Below are 16300 nucleotides of genomic sequence, written 5' to 3' on the forward strand. Positions count from 1 at the left end.
TCAGACCCCTTTTAGATCGCGAGCTCGCGCCTGGTGACTTTACCGGTCGCGTTGCGCGGCAGCGCATCCGTTGTGAGACGCCAGTGGGCTGGCACCTTGAAATAGGCGAGGCGGTCGCCGACGAACGCCTGCAGTTCCTCGACCTCCACCGCGCCGGGCTCGGTGACGATCACCGCCGCCACCACCTGGCCGAGGTCGGCATCGGCGACCCCGAACACCGCGCATTCGCTGACCGCGGGATGTTCACACAGCACGTTCTCGATCTCGGTGGGGTAGACGTTCTCCCCGCCGCGCAGGATCAGGTCGGTCCGCCTGCCCGACACGGTGAGCCTGCCATCGCGCATCGTGCCGAAATCGCCGGAGCGCAACCATCTTTGGTCGTCGATCGCCGATCCGGTGGCCGCGTCGTCGTTCCAGTAGCCGAGCATCACATAGGGACTGCGGATGCAGATCTCGCCCTCTTCGCCGTCGCCGACCGCGTTGCCCTCGGCGTCGCGGATCTGCACCGCCACCCCGATGATCGGCCTGCCGACCGAGGCGTCGTCGGCGGCCAGGTCGAGCGGGGTGGCCACCGTCGCCGCGGTACCGCTCTCGGTGAGGCCGTAACTGGTGGTCAGCGAGAACTGCAGGGCCGAGGTCTTCTCGCGCAGACTGGCGATCAACGCGGGCGAGGACGGCGCCGAGTTCAGCGAGAGCGCGCTCAGCGAGGACAGATCGTGTTGGGCCACATCATGTTCCAGCAGGCGCGAGGCCATGGTCGGCACCGCGGCCCAGTTGGTGACCCGCTCGCGCTCGATCAGGCTCAGAATCCGGCCGACTTCGAAGCCACCGTGTGGGAACACCGCGGCCGCGCCGGTCAGCAACCGTGGGATGACGAGGTTGTGCAGACTGGCGATGTGAAACAGCGGCGCGGTGACCAGGTAACGGCGATCGCTCGGTGCGTCGCTGGGCTCCTGGCCCATGAACGCGCCCATCATGGCGTCGGTGAAACGGTGATAGTCGCTGATCGCCACCATGTTTCGCTGCGAATGGACCACCCCCTTCGGCCTGCCGCTGGTGCCGCTGGTGTAGAGGATGACGGCCGGATCGTCCTCGGCCACTGGCGTGCTCGGGATCTCGCCACCACCGAATTCGGCGATGAGGGCGGGCAGATCTTCCTCCATGGTGAGGACCGGAACATCTGTTTCGGTGAGCAGCGCAGCCCTTTTCGCGTCTGCGATGACCACTGCCGGGGTGGTGTGGCCCAATCCGTAGGCGATCTCCCGTGGCGCCCACCAGGCGTTGTAGCCGACCGGGATCGCGCCGAGACATTGCGCGGCCCAGAACGCGATCACCCAGTCCGGGCCGTTGGCGGCCAGGATGCCGACCCGATCGCCCTTGCCGACTCCGTACTTGCCTGCCAGCGCGGTGGCCAGAGCGCCTGCGGCAGCGGCGTGCTCGGTGAAGGAGATCCGGCGGTCCTCGGTGACGAGATAGTCGCGCTCCCCCCAGTTCAGCGAGTGTTCGAGCAGTTCGCGCAGGTTCGCGCGGCGCCGCGCGAATACCGGAATCGGCACGCCGAGCACGGGTTCGACGGTCATCTCGAACGGCGCTCCGGGTGCGGTCAGGCCCGCGGCGACCTTGGCTACGAATTCCTGTGGGTCTACAGCGTTGGTCATGTTCTTCTCCATCAAGGAATGAGGACGGCGCGTCCGCGGATCGCGCCGGAGTCGAGTCGGTCGAAGGCGGTGCGGGCGTCGGCCAGGTCGAAGCGCTCGACCTCGGCGCGCACCTTGCCCGCGGCGGCCAGTGCCACCGCATCGATGAGGTCGGATCTGGTGCCGCCGTAGGACTTTCGCACCGTGGCGCCCCACGGCAGGCCGGGCCCACCCGCGGGACCCGAGTCGATGCCGGTGGCACCGCCGCCGAGACCGACCAGCCGGACCGCACCGTTGGGGGCGACGGATTCGACGGCGACCTTGACGGTGGGATCGGTACCGACGAAGTCGAACACCGCTTCCGCGCCACGTCCGCCGGTGAGCTCCAAGATCGTGGCCGCTGTGTACTCGTCGGCCTTCAGCACGATGTCGGCGCCGCATTCGGTAGCCAGGGCGAGCTTGCCTGCGTCCACGTCGACCGCGATCACGGTGGTCTCGGTGAGCGCCTTCAACAACTGCACCGCGACGTGACCGAGTCCGCCGATGCCGATGGCGACCGCGGTCGCGCCCGGCCACAGCTGGTCCATGGCGCCGTGGATGGCGTGCATCGGGGTCAGCGCGGCGTCGGCCAGCGGCGCGGCCAGTGCGAAGTCCAGGTCATCGGCGATGGGCACGAACGAACGCCGCGGGATGCGGACGAACTCGGCCATCCCACCGTCGGGCCCGAGCCCCGGGCACTGCGGCATCGCGGTGCGACCGGCCGCCAGACAGACGTTCTCGTTGCCGCGCGAGCACTCCCGGCATTCGCCACACGACCAGCACAGGTACACGATCCCGCGTTCGCCGACGCGGCGCCCCTCGACCGCGGAGCCGACCGCCTCGATCGTGCCCGCGATCTCGTGGCCCAAGGTCAGAGGCTGCTCGCTCATCGGGAACGGCAGGCTCAGCACGAACGAATCCGAATGGCAGATCCCGGCCGCGCCGACCCGCAGGAGCAGATCGTCCGGTCCGAGCTCGGGGACGGGCACCGTGCGCAACTCGAGGGTGCCCGGGGCCGTCAGCTGCATCGCGCGCATGCTCATCGGGCGCCGCCTACCGCGTCGAAGGTGGCCTTCAGGTAGCTGTCGCACCGATCGGATCCGATCAACCCGGTAGCCATCCGATTCATGGTGTAGGCGAAGGTGATTCGGCGATCCAGATCGTTGACGACCATCGAGCCGCCGTATCCTGCCCACCAGCAGACCCGTCCGTCGGGAATGTGCGGGAAGGTCTCCGGTCGGGGCAAGCCGTAGCCGATGCCGAAGCGCAGCGGTGCCAGCAGCGCCAGGTCGATGCCGTCGGCCTGCTCGCGGAAGATCACATCGATCGTCGCGGGCCTGAGGAACCGCCTGCCGCTCAGCTCGCCGCCATTGGCGATCAGCGACTGGATGCGGGCCACCGAGCGCGCGTTGCCGTGCCCGTTGGTGCCGCCGATCTCGGCCGCACGCCACCCCGGGGTCGCGGTTTCGGAGACCTCCAGCCAGGGGCTGGTGAGCGTCTTGATCAGCACGCTGTCCTGGTCCAGGGTCGACAGGTCGAAGTCCGGCATCTCCGGCGGGATCAGGGTGGCGATCCGGTCGGCGTGCTCGGGACCGGTGCCGATATGGAAGTCGGCACCGAGCGGGCCCGCCAGCTCGTCGGCGAAGAACCGGCCCAGCGAACGCCCGGTGATGCGGCGCACCAATTCACCGATGAGATGGCCGTAGTTGATGGCGTGGTAGCCCGAGGCGGTACCCGGCTCCCACCACGGTGCCTGCGTCGCGAGGCGGGCGGCGGCGGCATCGGTGTCGTAGATGTCGGTCAGCTCGATCGGCTTCTCCCAGCCAGACACACCCGAGGTGTGCGAGAGCAGGTGGCGAACTTCGATGTCGGCCTTGCCATTCGCCGCGAATTCGGGCCAATAGTGGGCCACCCGCTGGTCGACGTCGAGTTCACCGCGGTCGACCAGCAGCAGGGCGCACAGTGCCGTCATCGTCTTGGTGACCGAGAAGACGTTGACCAGGGTGTCGACACCCCACGGCGTGGTCTTCGCCGCGTCGGCGTAACCGCCCCAGAGGTCGAGGACCGGATCACCGTCGACGGTGACGCACAGGGCCGCGCCGAGTTCGGCACCCGACCGGAGATGTTCATCGAATGCCGCACGTACGCCGGCGAATTCGTCACGGCAGAAACCGGAGGAAGCACTCATCGCGCCACCTCGGCCCGCACCCGAGCGGGCACCGGCAGGCGGTAGCCCGCGGCGGCGGCACGTTTCGCGCCGCGCGCCATCTCCTTGGTCATCGAACGCACATACGGCTCGAACTCGGTCTGGATGGTGTGGCGAGGCGAATCGTAATAGCGCCCAGCGCGTTTGGCTTCCTGCGCGCCGAGCACCTCGTCGATCTGCTCGCGCGAGGGCAGGTGGTAGCGCCCGGCCAGGTAGGCGGCGACCAGCTTGCTCTGCTGCTCGGCGAAGTTCACCAGCGTCGGCATCGGCTGGGCGAGACCGAGATAGAACAGATTGTCCACACCCGGCTTCATCATCATCTGGAACAGCGGGAACCGATTGGCCGCGTCGGGCACCAGCGCCGGATCGGTGAAGAACGGGAAGCTGATGTGATAGCCGGTGGCGCAGACGATCACGTCCGCCTGCGCACTGGTGCCGTCGGCGAAGTGCACGGTGTCACCGTCGAGGCGGGCAATCGCGGGTTTGGCCTCGATATCGCCGCAACCCGCGCGGTGCAGGAATTCCTCGCTGGCCGAGGGATGCGCCTCGAACGGCTCGTGATCGGGGGTCGGCAGGCCGTAGGTCGACATCTCGCCACGGTTCTTGCGGACGAAGCGCTGCTTGAGCTTGAGCGCGATCTTGCCGGGAATCCACGCCGGCATCGAAGCACGGTCGCCCACTTGACCATTGACATACTTGGGTAGCACCCAGACGCCGCGACGGGCGGAGACGAACAGTTTCGAGGCGATGAAGCGCTGGGACAGTTCCGAGGCGATGTCGAGCCCGGAGTTGCCCATGCCGACCACCACGATCCGCTTGCCGCGCATGTCGATCGGGTCGAACGGGTCGTTGTAGGCGTGGCTGTGCATGAGCACACCGTCGAATTCGCCGGGGTAGTCCGGGAATCGAGGGTTCCAGTGGTGGCCGTTGCAGACGATGAGCGCGTCGTAGACCTCGGTGTCGCCTGCCGCCGTCGTCACCCGCCACAAGCCCGCGTCGTCGCGTTCGGCCGAAACGACCAGGCTGTTGAACCGAATCCGATCCCGCAGGCCGAAGTGGTCGACATAGTCCTTGAAGTACTGCAACAGCTGCGAATGGTGCGGGAAATGTGGCCAATCATCCGGAGCCGGGAAGTCCTCGAACTGCAAGCGGTACTTGGACGTGTCGATGTGCAGGCTCTGATAGCACGCCGACATGCCATTGGGGTTCTTGAAGTACCAGTTGCCGCCCACCTCGTCGGAGGCTTCGTAACAGTCGAACGGGATTCCGTTCTCGGCGAGCCGCTTCGCGGCGGTGATACCCGAAGGTCCGGCGCCGATGACGCACACCTTGGGCAATTCCGGTGTATCCATGCACAACTCCTGAACGGCTTCGATCATCGATGACCATGCCGGTGACGTGGACCACAGAATAGCCTCTCGCTGGACATCATGTCTAGTGAATGATCGGATCGTCTACGATGAGCCCATGACGACCGAACCTGCCCGCCGGGGCTCGCTACGTGAGGAACAGAAGCGCCTGACGAAGGCCAGGATCGTCGAGACCGCACGCACCCTGTTCGAGACGCAGGGCTATTCCGCGGTCCGCGTCGACGACATCGCCGCCGCCGTCGGCTGCAGCCGGGCTACCTTCTACCTCCACTTCACGAGCAAGGGCGAGGTGTTGAGGGCCATCGCCCAGCAAGGCACCCTCGCCAGCGTGCGGGACTTCTACGCCGACCTCGACCGCGTGCTCACCATCGGTTCCCGGGAAGCGTTCGCGGACTGGATGACTCGCGCGATCGATTGGTTCTTCGCGAACAAGGACATGCTTCCGGCCTGGGACGAGGCCACCGCGCTGGAACCGGAATTCCGCGCGGTGGCACGCGAGGGCATCATGACCCTGGCCGACACCATGCCCGCCTACCTCGCCCGCTGGCCCGAACACCGCCGCGACGAGGGCAGGCTGCGGATCGAACTCCTCGTCGCCCAGCTCGAGCGCTTCTTCACCCGCTGGGCCATGCAGGGCACCATCGACGTCACAGCCACGCAGGCCGCGGCGGTGCTCACCGATGTCTGGTTCCCTGCCCTACAGGCGCCGAACTGAGGTCAGAAGAGTCCGAGCGAGCGGGCCTGGGCGATGGCGTCGGCGCGGGCGTTCACGGCGAGTTTCTGGTAGATGCCGCGCAGGTGCGTCTTGACGGTGTTCACCGAGACGCCGAGATCGGCGGCGATACTGCCCGCCGTCATCCCGGACGGAAGTTGGCGCAGCACAACGAGTTCGGTGTCGGTCAGCTGCGGCGCGCCCGCGCCGGTGCCGCGGTGGGCGCGGATCCGGTCGACGAGAGCGGCGTACTGACCGAAGCGCGCACCCACCCGCGCCAGCAGTTCGGCAGCCGCTGGCACGTCGAGGAACGGGCGGGTCAGCTGTTCGGTCGCCGCGTGCGCGAGTGCCTGTTCGCAGGCCTCGTCGACCTTGCGCGGGCGATCGAGTCGGTCGGCGGCGACCGCGACCAGCAGCCAGGCCGCGACCCGCGAACGCGCCGCCAGGTCCGCGGTCGCCAGCACCGGCTCCAGCACGGTCAGCACGACGGCGGGGCGATGCGCGTAGAGGGCGAGTCCCGCTTCGACGACGGCCATCTCCGGGGTCCGGCCGAGCACCCGCGTCGCGTGGTCGACCAGCTGCTGCGCCTCGCCCTTTGCTTGCACGCGCAGCAACAGCCACAGCACGTCGGTGACCAGTTCGCCGGTGCCGTGCAGCGTCGGGGCTTCGTCGAGCAGGCGCTGGAGCTGTTTGGCGAGCGCGACCGCGGCGGCCGAGCGATCCGCGGCGCCGGCGAACATCAGCACGCCGGTCATGATCACCCCCTGACGCACCGGCGCGGGCACCATGGTCTCGTCGGCCGCGGCCAAGGGCAGGCTCGGCAGCGGCTGCTCGAAATCCACGCCCTGCTGGTAGGCGCCGAAGGCGGCGATCACCCTGGCGGGGGCGGCATCGGCCGATCCGGCGAGTTCGTAGCGTCGCGCGCAGTCGATCGCCTCGGCCGCCAGCGCGCGTAGCTCGTTGATCCGGCCTGCCATCCCGGCCGCCACCGCCGCCGCGGTTCTGGCGCGGACCGCGAAGCTACCGAGCCCGGCCTGCTCGGCGTGCACGATCGCGTGGCGCACAGATGTCGCGCCGCTGTCGATTTCGCCGCTGTAGATCTCGGCGAGGCCGCAGTGCAGCGCGGCGTAGCAGTCGAGGTCGGGTTGCCCGGTCGCCGGCGGCAGCGGCCAGCGCATCGAAGACGAATCACCCACCAGCACAGCGACTCCCGCACTCACCGCGTGGTCGAGCGCGGCCACCCACTCGACGGGAACCACCGGCGGCGCCGAGTCAGGGCCGACGTGGGCGGCTTCGAGATAGACCTCGGCGGCGGCGATATCGCCGGACTCCACCGCGACGGCCGCGCGCAACAGCCGAACGAAAGTGTCGTGTTCGGCAAGGTTTTCGGCGGCGTCGAGCAGGGCATGGCCGTTTCCTTCCAGCACCATGCGCAAAGCCCAGTCCCGCAGGAAGGGCACCAGCCCGGGTGCGCCGGGTTCGGCCAGGACGTGCTCGAGCGCGGCCGCGGGCATCGCGGCCGAGGTGAACCAGGCCGCCACCCGGCGATGACAGGCGGGCAGGCGATCCGGCCTGGTGTAGGCGGCCTCGGCGAGCAGGTAGGCACGCAGGAGCGGGTGGTAGGTGTGCCAGAGCTCGCCCCCGTGGGCGACGGTGTGCAAGGGGAAGTTGGCGCGCAGCAGTTCGTCGAGGATGCGGGCGGCGTCCGCACCGACCAGATCTTGCGCCATCGGGAGACAGAATTGCGTGGGAACCGCGGTGGCGAGCAGGAATTCGAGCGTGGGTGCCGGCAGCGAGGCGAGCAGTTCGGCGACCAGGAAGTCGGCGACCGCGTGCGAGGGGCGCGCCAGCGCGGCGAGGGCGGTATCGCGATCGGTCGCGCTGGCCGACAAGCAGATCGCGGCGATGCGGACCAGCGCGGCCCAGCCACAGGTGAGGTCGTGCACCACGGCGAGGTCGGCGTCGTCGAGCCGGCAGCCGTGCTGGGCGAACAGCTGGGCGACCCGGTCGGCGGAGAGCGCGAGTTCGGGCGCGCCGATCCGGGTGAGCCTGCCCGCGAGGTCGAGGGCGTGCCAGCGCAGCGGCGGGTCGAAGCGACTCGCGATCAGCGCGGTGACCTGGGCGGGCAGGTGGGTGAGCAGGTATTCGAGGCCGGCGAGTTGCAACGGGTCGGTGAGCAGGTGGGCGTTGTCGATCACCAGCACGGTCGGCTCGATGTCGACGATCGCGGCGACGAGGTTCGCGGCGCGGTCCATCGGTGTGTGCAGCCGCCCGAGCGGTACGGAATCCGCGGTGGGATCGAGGGTCCGCGCGATCTCGGCCACCAGGTCGGTGCCGGACTGTTCGGTGACGGTCGACCACACGACGCGGGCCGAGCACCGGCGCCGCACCCAGTCGACCAGCACCACGGTCTTCCCGCTGCCCACCGGCCCGCACAGCAGCACGGTGTGTCCGGCGGCGGCGCTGGCCCGATCCAATCGGGTGAACGCCGCGTTGCAGCGCACCGGCGCGAACGACAGCTCCGGCAGACCGGCGCACAGGCCGGTCGCAGCTATCACCGAGCCGCCACCGTGGAAGTCCAGAGAACCCGACGACGAAGCCATCTCAACCCTCCTGAACACGCTTTTCACCGCTGGGCGGCCGACCTCCGCCGAGATCGACGGTAGGCGAAACGGCCGCTGTTCGGTTGCTGGCGAGGAGAACTGAGGGCGCTCGTTATCAGATCGACGTCGACTCGTCGGCGAACGCTCAGTCGGGCAACTGGGACATGCTCAGCAGGGTGAGCCCGAGGGTGTCGATGCGGGCCATCACGCCACGCATGGCCGTGCTGTCGTCGACGAGGCCGAACAGGGTGGTGGTTCCGGTGGGCGAATGCGAGCTGGGGCGCAGTTCGGGAAAAGCCGCAAGAACACGCTCGGACAGCTCGCCCTCGATGACGAATTGGTAGCGCAGCGGTCCGGACGTCGACATGGTTCCAGTGTCTCGGCCGGTCGCTGCCACTGCCTCATCCGCTCCGGGTGAATTCGCTCGCCACCTGCGGCGTCACCAGCCGTCAAATTTTAAACATTGTTATTTCAGTTTTCGGGACGCGGTGCGGATCCGGTGGCTAATGTCGCGATCGTCAACAGCGCGAACAGGAGAACATCATGAAGAACTACCAGGCGCGACGTGCCGGTTTCGGACTCACCGCATTCACCGCGGTGGCCGCGGCCGCCGTGCTGACGGCACCCCAGGCATCCGCGCTCGTGCAGGGAATCGCGGTGAACGGCAGCACGCACTATGTGGATACCGCCTACACCGTCACCGCCGATGTCACGGCCACCTCGTTCCTGTTCAAGGTGACCTTCACCGACAACGGCACCCAGATCGGCGAGCCGGTCTCGGTAGCCGATGGCAAGGCCACCATCACCTGGACGCCGAAGACCACCGGCGCGCACGAGATCAAGGCGGTGCAGGAGCTCATCAGCTCGAAGACCGTCACGATCACTGTCGTCCCGAAGCCGACCAACCCCGGCCCCGGCGCGGGCGCCGGTTCCGCAGATCTGGGTGGGCTGCTGTCGGGCTCGGCCGGCTAGCCCCACCCGCGTTACGGCCGCCGCGATCCTCTCCCCGCGGCGGCCGTTCGCGCGTTCAGGCCTGGTCGTAGGCCTGTTGCAGCGCGGCGATATCGAGCTTGGACATCGACCGCAGCGCAGTGGCGACGGCGATGACCCGGTCGGGCTCACCGCTCATGAGCTTGGGCAGCACGGCCGGGGCGACCTGCCAGGACACCCCGAAGCGGTCGGTGAGCCAGCCGCACGGGCCGGGGGTTCCGCCCTCCGACAGCGCGTCCCAGAGGGAATCGATCTCGTCTTGGGTATCCACGATCACCTGCAGCGACGCGGCGTCACTGTGCGGGTGGCCGGGGCCGCCGTTCATCAGGGTGACGGCCTGGCCGTCGAGGCCGAGGGTGATGATGAAAGCCGAGCCGTCGCCCTGGCGGGTGACCTCGGCGATGCGCGAATTCGGGACGGTCGCGGCATACAGTTCGGCCGCTGCTTCGGCGTCGGCATCGAACCACAGGAAGGTGTTGACGGACATGATGTGCTCCTCGGTGTGAGTGGCTTGCTTCACCCACTGGTCGGAGCCGATCGCCGCCCTTCGACACAGTCGCCGAACTTTTATTTTCGCGGCAGCGTCTCGGCGAATCGCACGCCGCGTTCGACCCATTCCCGCAGTGTGGGGTCGTCGTCGACCGTTTCGGGGGCCACGCGCAGCCAGCCGTTCAGCTCGCGCCCACCCATCACCATCGGGGTGATCGACGATCCGTCGAGCAGGGCATCGCCTTCGGCCGGGGCGACCCGCACCAGCAACCCACCCTTGCCGCTGACGGCCACGGCCATATTGCCGCCGATCAGGAAGGCGAGCCCGCCGAACATCTTCTTCTCGGCGAGGTCGGGTCGGGGGTAGACGATCTCCCGGATCCGCTCGGCGAGTTCCTCGTCATATGCCATCGGCTCAGTGTGCGCCGAGGCAAAGACAAGGTCTCAGACGCCGAGGGCGGCGGCGAACATGGGCCAGGAATCGTGCACGTCGTCCTGCCAGTAGGGCCAGGCGTGGGTGCCCGCGGCGCGGAAGCGGACGTCGGCGGGAATGCCGAGCTGGCCGAGGCGGCCTGCGAGCGGGCTCGAGCAACTGCCGACCACGGCTTCCATGGTGCCGCCGACCAGCATTCGGTCGAGCAGGACGCCGACGTTGCCCGCGATGCTCGGATCGTTGAAGGCCTCGTGCGGGCCGGGAGCGCCGTTGCCCGAGGACAGGTAGATGGCGGTACCGCGCAGCCGATCGGCGTGCAGGGTCGGGTCGTTGGCCGCCCACGCCGGGTCGCCGGGGGCACCCCACATATTGGTGGCGTCGGCGCCGAAGGTGGCGAGCTGGGCGCGGACCAGGGTTTCGGCGAGCGGGTTACCGGTCTGGGTGCATCCGCTGAAGGCGCCGACCGCACGGTACAGGCCCGGTGCGGCGATGGCCAGATTCAAGGCCGACGTGGCCGACATCGACAGGCCCGCAATGCCATTGGCGCCCGTCATCCCGAAGCGATCGTCGAGCAGCGGGGGCAGTTCGTTCGTCAGGAAGGTGGTCCACTTGTTGCGGCCGAGTGCGCCGTCATCGCGCTGCCAGTCGGTGTACATGCTGGCGCGGCCGCCGATCGGGACGATCACATTGACCGGCTTGTCGGCGAAGAAGTCGACGACGTCGGTGCGGCGCATCCACGGCCCACCGCCCTCGCCACCGTCGACCGCGTTCAGCAGATACAGCGCGGGCGCGCCCGCGCCGGGATGCGACATCCACAGGGTGATCGGGCGGTTCATGGCCGCGGAATACACGACCACCTCGAACTGCCTGCCACCCAGCGGGCGGACGTCGATGATCCCCGATTGCGCCGACGCCGCGGGCGAGACGACGAATCCACAGCCGAGCAAGACGAGCAGACAGCACACAAGCCGACGCATGCGACGTAGTGTGCCGCATGATCCCGCTATTGTCCGGCATTGGCCGGTCCGTGTCCCTATTGTGCGTGTTCATCCGGAAAATGCGCGCGCAGGTCGGTGACCGAGGCGGGTCCCGCGTCGGGGACGTGCATCCGCTCCGCAATCGTGGCGCGCAGTTTGCGCGGGAGTCCGGGGGCGTGCCGGGCGAGGTAGGCCGCGAGCCATTCCGGGGTGCCGACGAGGAACGGGAAATCGGTGTTCATCATCGGGCGGATCACCAGCATCGGCAGTGGGGCGTGCAGCGGGCGGTAGTCGCGGTTCCACAGGCCCGCGACCGGGCAGCCGGGGTAGAACTGGCCGAGCATGGCGCCCGCGCGGACGATGTCGCTCTTGCGCGCGGCGTGGGCGGCATCGATGCGGGTGGTGTCCTCGAGGTCGGGGAAGACGGTGAGCACCGCCGAGACGCGGTCGAGGGTGCGGTAGAGATCGAAGGCGTCGTCGACGGCCTGGGTGATCGCCACGGTGGCGGCCGGTTCGGCGATCCACAACGTGTGTTGTGCGGCAGCGGGATTGACGAAGGGACAGACCGGGCCCGGCCGTCCTTGCGCGGGGTCGTGGCGCATCAGGGTGTCGGCGAACCAGTCGAGCAGTGGCGCGGTTCGGGGGTGTTCGGCGGCCCAGCGGGCGGGGTCGTCGTAGACGCACCACCAGGTCGCGTCGGTGCGTCGGCCGCTCGACGAGCGCAGGGTAATCATGTTGTGGCCGTGACGGTTTCGGCCTTGCGCAGGTGACGGTCGAGGATCGGTCCGATGTGGGCGACGACGTCGGCGTTGGTGAGTTGGGCGTGGGTGGTGTGAACGGGGTGTTCGATGAGGCGTCCGGTCACGACGGGGCGCCACATCTGGGCGTCGAGGAAGGCGGTCATCCCCCGGGTGGCGCAGAAGTAGAGGAGGTCGCCGTCGAAGAGGTCGGGGCGGTAGCCGTGCGAAAGGCGGACTCCGTCGGCGTAGGCCTGGTGCAGATTCGTCAGTTGCTCGGCGGTGAGTCCGGTGCCGAGAGACGCGCCGGCGGCGGCCAATTCGGCGGCGGCCTGGTGGGCCGAGAGGTCGGGGAGGCTGTCGGCGCCGTCGGGTTCGTCGCCGAGAAGGTGGGTGAGGAGGTCGCGCATGCGGGGACGCGGCGGTGGGTCGGCGTGGTCGGGGATGACGACGCTGTCGAGCATGGCGAGGGTAGCGACATCGCGGCCGTGCGCTCGCAGGCGGACGGCGGTGGCGTGGGCGAGTTGGCCGCCGAGGGACCAGCCGAGGAGGTGGATGGGGCCGTCGGGTTGCAGGCGGGTGATCTCGGTGGCATAGGTGTCGGCGAGGTAGTCGACGGTCAGTGCGGGCGCTGGATCGGTGGATGTGTTGTCGGACAGTGCTTTACCGGACCCGGCGAACGTGTCCCCGGCATCGCGGGGTTGCGCGGCCGGGGCCGCCGACAGGGTCGGTGCTTGCAGTCCGTAGACGGGGCGATCGGTGATATGACGGGCAAGACCGGTGTAGCACCAGGCGAGCGGGACTGCGGAATGGACGCAGAACAGGGGCGGCCGGGTCCCACCGGTGCGCAGCGGCAGCACGGTGGCGAGGGCGGCGGCGCCCGGGTCGGCATCGGTGCGGTACGTCTCGATCCGGTGGGCGAGCGCGGCGACTGTCGGCGCGGTGTAGAGCCAGCGGACCGTGATCGGGGTGTTCGTCGAGTGGGCCAGTTCCGCCGAAACACTCACGCCAGTGAGGGAATTGCCGCCGATGGCGAAGAAGTCGTCATCCGCGCCGACCGTGTCGAGGTGACAGGCGGCGGCGAAGGTGGTGGCGATCTGATGCTCGAGGGTGGTCACCGGGGCGCGATAGGCGGCGACGGGTGGAGCGGGAAGTGCGGCACGATCCAGTTTTCCGTTGACCGTCAGCGGGAGGTGCTCGAGGGTGATCAAGACGGCCGGGACCAAGGCCGCGGGGAGGATCGCGCGCAGGCGGGCGAGGGTGGCGGCGCTGTCGAACGGGGTGGTGGGTGCGGCGGTCGGCGTGGGAACGCGGTCCGGTGCGGGGCGGTCTCTGTCGCGAGTGGGGACGACGTAGCCGATGAGGCGGGCCGCGGGGGTGCCCGCGTCGGCGATATCGACGGCCGCGTGCGCGATGGCGGGGTCGGCGAGTAAGGCCTTTTCCACCTCGGCCGGTTCGATGCGGCGGCCGCGGACGGTGAGTTGGGTGTCGATGCGGCCGAGGAACTCGTAGCCGTTGTCGGCGCGGGGACCGACGAGATCGCCGGTGCGGTAGACACGTTCGCCATCACCTCGCGGGTCGGCCACGAACCGTGCCGCGGTGCTCGCGGGATCATTGATGTAGCCCTGCGCCACCCCGGGGCCGCCGAGGAACAGCTCGGCGCGGGCACCGGGCGGGGCAGGTCGCAGGCGTGAATCCAACAGCAGCGCGGCAACTTCCGGTAGCGCGGCGCCGATGGTCACAGGCTCCCCCGCCACCAGCGGCGCCGACTGGGTGGCCATCACCGTGGCTTCGGTCGGGCCGTAGCCGTTGTGCAGACGGACGCGGGGTGCCCAGGTGGCGACCAGTTCCGGTGGGCAGGCCTCGCCACCGACGACCACCACCGCCAGACTCGGCACCTCGTCGGGGCGCAGGGTCGCCAACACCGCGGGCGTGGTGAGGAGGTGGGTGACTCGATGCTCGGTGATCAGCGCGGACAGATCCGCGCCCGCGACGACCGCCGGCGGCGCGACCACCAGGCGCGCACCCGCCGCGAACGCGGCGAGGAGCTCGAGCAGATGCGCGTCGAACGCTGGTGAATGTGCGTGCAGCACTGTCGAATCCGGTGCGGTGCGGTACCGGTCGAGTAGGTGACCGGTCAGCGGGGCGAGGCCGCGGTGCGTGACCGCGACACCTTTGGGTACACCGGTGGTGCCCGAAGTGTGGATCAAGTACGCGGGGTGGGTCGCGATCAGCCGGCCGCCGCGTTCGGCGTCGGTGATCGGGGCCGACGACTGATCGGCGACGCGCGCCAGGGTTTCCGCGTCGTCCAGCATCAGCCACATGACCCCGGTGAATGCGCCGACCGGCTTCGCGGCCCGCGTCGTCAACCCGAGCCTCGCGCCGGATCCCTCGATGATCCGGGCGACCCGCTCGATGGGATCGGCCACGTCGATCGGCGTCAGGCACGCACCGGCCGCCGCGATGGCCCGCACGGCCAGCACGGATTCGAGCGACCTCGGAAGCGCGGTCAGCACCGGGCTTCCGGGCGCGGCTCCCCCCGCGATGAGCAACCTCGCCCACCGCGCCGCCGATTCGGCGAGTTCCCGATAACTCATCGATCTGCCACCATCGATCACCGCGACGCTGTCCGCCTCGTCGAACCGGCTGAACAGCTCACCCAACGTCGAAGTTGTTGTTGTCCAGGCGGTATCAGCGATGGCGACCTCAGCGGCCTCCGCAGGTCGCACAGATTCCGGGGTCAGAGCGCGAATGGGGTGGGTGGGGTCGGCGGCGAGGAAGGTGGCGAACCAGTTCAGGAACAGGCGGTGGTACCAGGCGAGGGTGGCGGGGGCGTAGCGGGCGGGGTTGGCTTGGAAGTCGATGGTGGCGGTGGTGTTGTCGGGGCCGAGTTGGTAGCCGTTCACTAGAAGGTCTTCGACGGGGCCGAGGCTCAGGAGGTGGGCGTGGCCGGTGACCGGGCCGAGGGTCAACGGCGCGGTGAAACCGAGGAGATTGATCACCGGGCCGAATCCGCCTCGCGCCACGTGGGTTTCACCCCGGTCGCGTTGGATGTCCTCGTAGCGGTAGGACTGGTGGCGCAGGGCACCGATCACCCGCATTCGCACCTGGTCGATCAGGCCTTCGACCGTTGTCGTGTCGAGGCCGCGCAGACGCAAGGGCACGACATTGGACACCGATCCCGCCGAGCGACGCAGGGCCGCGGTGGGCCGGGCGGCCACCGGCAAGGAGAGGACGACCTCGTCCGAGCTCGACATTCTCGCCAGGAAAGCGGCGAAGGCAGCGGCGGTCAGTTCCGGGAAGCTGGCCGAATAGCGCTGTCGCGCGGAGGCCAGCAGGTCCGCGGCGCGCTCGTCGAGGCAGGCCGATACCCGATGCGGGCTTGCCGACGCGGGGGCGGCGATACCGGCGAGGCCCACCGGATCAGGCAGTCCCGCCACCTCTTTCGCCCAGAATTCCCGATCCGCCACTGCGCGGGGGGAATTGCGATAGGCCCGATCCACATCGACCAGCTGCCCGATCGACAACACGTCGCCCGGATCGACATCAGCGCCCTGCGAGTAGTTTCCGGCCGCGAGCCGCAGCAGCGCCACCGCGCCGACGCCATCGAGCACCAGGTGATGACTGCGCAGGTAGAGAAGACACCGCTCGTGGCTTACCCGATACAACACCGCGACAGTGATCGCGTCCGCGCACAGGTCAAGCCGAGCCCGGCGATCTGTCTCCATTCGCGACAGCGCTTCGTCCACCGCATCACTCGCGCTGGTCAGGTCGATTTCGGTGAGTTCGCCGAAGACGGTCGGGTCGAGGTATTGGTGTGGCGTGCCGTCGACGAGGCGGATGCGCACCTGTGGTGACTGCAGTCGCGCTGCCGCCGAACACATTGCGGTGCGCAGACGCACGATATCCAGTGGCCCACGCAGATCCAGATACAGCGCGATGGTGGCAGGCACCTCGGGCGCGAGCTGGTGAGCTACCCACCAGCGTAATTGCCCGGCGGACAAGGGAATCGGCGCAACATCGGCCGCCATCACGGCAGCTACCGCGCCGATACCACCCTCACCTTGCCGCACCGGGCCTCCCGGGATTCGGAGCAACCGTTGACTG

The 16300-nt window shown here is 68.9% G+C and carries 13 protein-coding genes; 2 read left to right on the top strand and 11 right to left on the bottom strand.

From position 1 onward, the window contains the following. Window positions 1-11: 11 nt before the first annotated feature. The 4 genes from ACQHI0_RS21790 to ACQHI0_RS21805 are packed head-to-tail and all read right to left on the bottom strand — an operon-like array spanning window position 12 to window position 5234. Window positions 12-1658: a class I adenylate-forming enzyme family protein gene (locus ACQHI0_RS21790; RefSeq protein WP_427903692.1), complete on the bottom strand. Its 1647-nt coding sequence runs from the start codon at window positions 1656-1658 to the stop codon at window positions 12-14. An 11-nt stretch (window positions 1659-1669) separates the two neighbouring features. Beyond that, a complete protein-coding gene (locus tag ACQHI0_RS21795; RefSeq protein ID WP_427909248.1) occupies window positions 1670-2713 on the bottom strand; it encodes an NAD(P)-dependent alcohol dehydrogenase in 1044 nt (347 codons plus the stop codon). A 2-nt stretch (window positions 2714-2715) separates the two neighbouring features. Continuing rightward, window positions 2716-3864, bottom strand: a complete 1149-nt coding sequence (locus ACQHI0_RS21800) for a serine hydrolase domain-containing protein (protein ID WP_427903693.1) — start codon at window positions 3862-3864, stop codon at window positions 2716-2718. Beyond that, on the bottom strand, window positions 3861-5234 hold the full coding sequence (locus ACQHI0_RS21805; protein ID WP_427903694.1) for a flavin-containing monooxygenase: 1374 nt from the start codon (window positions 5232-5234) through the stop codon (window positions 3861-3863). The genes ACQHI0_RS21800 and ACQHI0_RS21805 overlap by 4 nt, the downstream gene beginning before the upstream one ends. A gap of 115 nt (window positions 5235-5349) precedes the next feature. On the opposite strand from ACQHI0_RS21805, the gene ACQHI0_RS21810 reads away from it, so the two are divergent. Beyond that, on the top strand, window positions 5350-5967 hold the full coding sequence (locus ACQHI0_RS21810; protein WP_427903695.1) for a TetR/AcrR family transcriptional regulator: 618 nt from the start codon (window positions 5350-5352) through the stop codon (window positions 5965-5967). Between the two features lie 2 nt (window positions 5968-5969). Here the strand turns inward: ACQHI0_RS21810 and ACQHI0_RS21815 are convergent, their stop codons facing one another. Further along, a complete protein-coding gene (locus ACQHI0_RS21815) occupies window positions 5970-8567 on the bottom strand; it encodes a LuxR C-terminal-related transcriptional regulator (protein ID WP_427903696.1) in 2598 nt (865 codons plus the stop codon). 145 nt (window positions 8568-8712) lie between these two features. Continuing rightward, window positions 8713-8934: a hypothetical protein gene (locus ACQHI0_RS21820; protein ID WP_427903697.1), complete on the bottom strand. Its 222-nt coding sequence runs from the start codon at window positions 8932-8934 to the stop codon at window positions 8713-8715. Window positions 8935-9110: 176 nt separating this feature from the next. Between ACQHI0_RS21820 and ACQHI0_RS21825 the strand changes: the two genes are divergently transcribed. After that, window positions 9111-9539: an Ig-like domain-containing protein gene (locus ACQHI0_RS21825; protein WP_427903698.1), complete on the top strand. Its 429-nt coding sequence runs from the start codon at window positions 9111-9113 to the stop codon at window positions 9537-9539. A 55-nt stretch (window positions 9540-9594) separates the two neighbouring features. Here ACQHI0_RS21825 and ACQHI0_RS21830 read toward each other — a convergent pair whose 3' ends face one another. From ACQHI0_RS21830 to ACQHI0_RS21850, 5 genes are all read right to left on the bottom strand, one after another. Next, window positions 9595-10044: a VOC family protein gene (locus tag ACQHI0_RS21830; RefSeq protein WP_427903699.1), complete on the bottom strand. Its 450-nt coding sequence runs from the start codon at window positions 10042-10044 to the stop codon at window positions 9595-9597. Window positions 10045-10124: 80 nt separating this feature from the next. After that, window positions 10125-10457 (bottom strand): TfoX/Sxy family protein, encoded by a 333-nt coding sequence (locus ACQHI0_RS21835; RefSeq protein WP_427903700.1) that lies wholly within the window; start codon window positions 10455-10457, stop codon window positions 10125-10127. 33 nt (window positions 10458-10490) lie between these two features. Beyond that, complete coding sequence (locus ACQHI0_RS21840) at window positions 10491-11456, bottom strand: alpha/beta hydrolase (RefSeq protein WP_427903701.1); 966 nt, start codon at window positions 11454-11456, stop codon at window positions 10491-10493. 56 nt (window positions 11457-11512) lie between these two features. Continuing rightward, window positions 11513-12190 (bottom strand): DUF6875 domain-containing protein, encoded by a 678-nt coding sequence (locus tag ACQHI0_RS21845; protein ID WP_427903702.1) that lies wholly within the window; start codon window positions 12188-12190, stop codon window positions 11513-11515. Further along, window positions 12187-16266, bottom strand: a complete 4080-nt coding sequence (locus ACQHI0_RS21850) for an amino acid adenylation domain-containing protein (RefSeq protein ID WP_427903703.1) — start codon at window positions 16264-16266, stop codon at window positions 12187-12189. Before ACQHI0_RS21850 ends, ACQHI0_RS21845 begins: the two co-directional genes overlap by 4 nt. Between the last annotated feature and the right edge of the window lie 34 nt (window positions 16267-16300).

Source organism: Nocardia sp. FBN12, from assembly GCF_050320175.1.
Classification (GTDB): domain Bacteria; phylum Actinomycetota; class Actinomycetes; order Mycobacteriales; family Mycobacteriaceae; genus Nocardia.